The organism is Alteromonas sp. 14N.309.X.WAT.G.H12 (assembly GCF_036697315.1).
Lineage (GTDB): Bacteria > Pseudomonadota > Gammaproteobacteria > Enterobacterales > Alteromonadaceae > Alteromonas.
Window position 1 is genome coordinate 552 of sequence record NZ_JBAHZB010000037.1, and the last position, 1,650, is coordinate 2,201.

Genomic DNA, 1,650 nt, shown 5'->3' on the forward strand with positions numbered 1-1,650 from the left:
TACAGGCCATCTACAACAGCCTCACAGAAGGGGTGAACGATCATGAGATCCATGTGGATGAGCAATTACGGCAACAAGCGTTGATTCCCTTAGATAGAATGTTGTCATTTTCTGAGCAGTTAAAGCAAAAACAACCGGCAAACGCTTAATATTGCAGCAGTTGGGAATTTTTTAACGGTGAGTACTTGATTCACGGTAAGACTTTCCCTACTATACGCGCGCTTCAACGATTTACCGAAGCAACGAATTTGGAGAGATGGCTGAGTGGCTGAAGGCGCACGCCTGGAAAGTGTGTATACGTTTATAGCGTATCGAGGGTTCGAATCCCTCTCTCTCCGCCAAATAATCTTGAAAGCCCCGTATGTCGGGGCTTTCTTGTATCTAAATCTTAGTAAAGAGAATAACTCTGTCACAGAACTCTGTCACAATTGATATAAGGCTGACAGAGCAACATGCAAAAATTCAATTCTACCTACCTTTATAAGTACAAAAACTCGTCAAATTATTTTTTTCGTATCCGCACGGGTGTTGTTAACCAAATCAACTATGGTATTTCTGCTGGCTACTTCGTGGCTTCGCTTCATACCTCTGATTATGAAGAAGCACGATGGTTAGCTTTGTTTATTAAATCAAAGTTGATGGAGTTTAATTATATGGATATGTCAAATAGTGAGTTTCAAAGTGATAATGAGCCGTTACTCATTACAGGTGGGAAAGACGAAGAGCATATGCTCTTAAAGCAGAAACAGCAAAAGCTTAGAGTCATGATTCTGTTTAGGAAAGCGCTTAAAGAGAAGTTTAACGTGCTTCTAAAAGCAGGCAAGGCAATGATTGAGTTTGATCTTGATAGCGATGGAGTCATTCCGAAGCCATTTGGGAAAGAGGACTTCAAGGGCTTTAAGCAGCACTGTGAAGAAAAAATCCCACAGGCCCTAAAAATAGGACTCGTAGAGGGGTTATTACCATCATTTCAAAATGATAATGGGGAGACTCCATCGTTTCAAAATGATAATGATACAGTCAGGCAGTTTGCGGCGTCTTTAAGCATGCTAAACACTTTGGTGAGCAAGTTGACAGAGTTTAAGGGGGAGCGGGATGATTTTTCAGTGGATGGTGAAATTGAACAGGAGCCATCGGTTGGGTCTCAGCAAGAGGTTAACGATGCTGTTAAGATGTTTGATAACATACGCAATGGCTTTGATGAGCATCAACGAGCGGAAAAGCTTAAGCAGGATGAATACTTCACTTTAGCGTATCAAGCTCCTCTGTTCCTCAACGAAAAGAAGACCGAAGTTGCGGCAAAGACGTTTAAGAAATACGAACGCTCATTTTCGTTACTGCTCGATCACTTTCAGCAAGGAATTGACCTTCGAGAGTTTACAAAAGTGCAGACTCAATCAGTAAAAGACATGCTTAGTAATTTGGATAAGCATCAAAATGTGGGGAAGAGTGGGGGCCGACTCACGGCTAAAACAAAAAATGGCATGTTATCGAATTACCATGCTTTCTTTTCTTGGCTGGAAGGAAATACGGATATTAACGTCCAGAATCCTTTCAGTAACGTAAGTTTTTCTAAACAAAAAAACGCTCCAAAACGCAGATCTTTTTCGAAGTGCGAAGTTCGGAAAGTATTATCATACGACTTTGGCC

The 1,650-nt window shown here is 41.2% G+C and carries 1 protein-coding gene, 1 tRNA gene and 1 pseudogene; all 3 read left to right on the forward strand.

Annotation, left to right across the window (positions count from 1 at the left end; genetic code table 11):
* Positions 1 to 149, forward strand: a pseudogene (locus V5298_RS11125) (quinolinate synthase NadA); the annotation flags it as partial.
* A 101-nt stretch (positions 150 to 250) separates the two neighbouring features.
* Positions 251 to 341, forward strand: a tRNA-Ser gene (locus V5298_RS11130).
* 111 nt (positions 342 to 452) lie between these two features.
* A partial coding sequence (locus V5298_RS11135; protein WP_332931533.1) for a site-specific integrase occupies positions 453 to 1,650 on the forward strand: 1,198 nt, incomplete at its 3' end.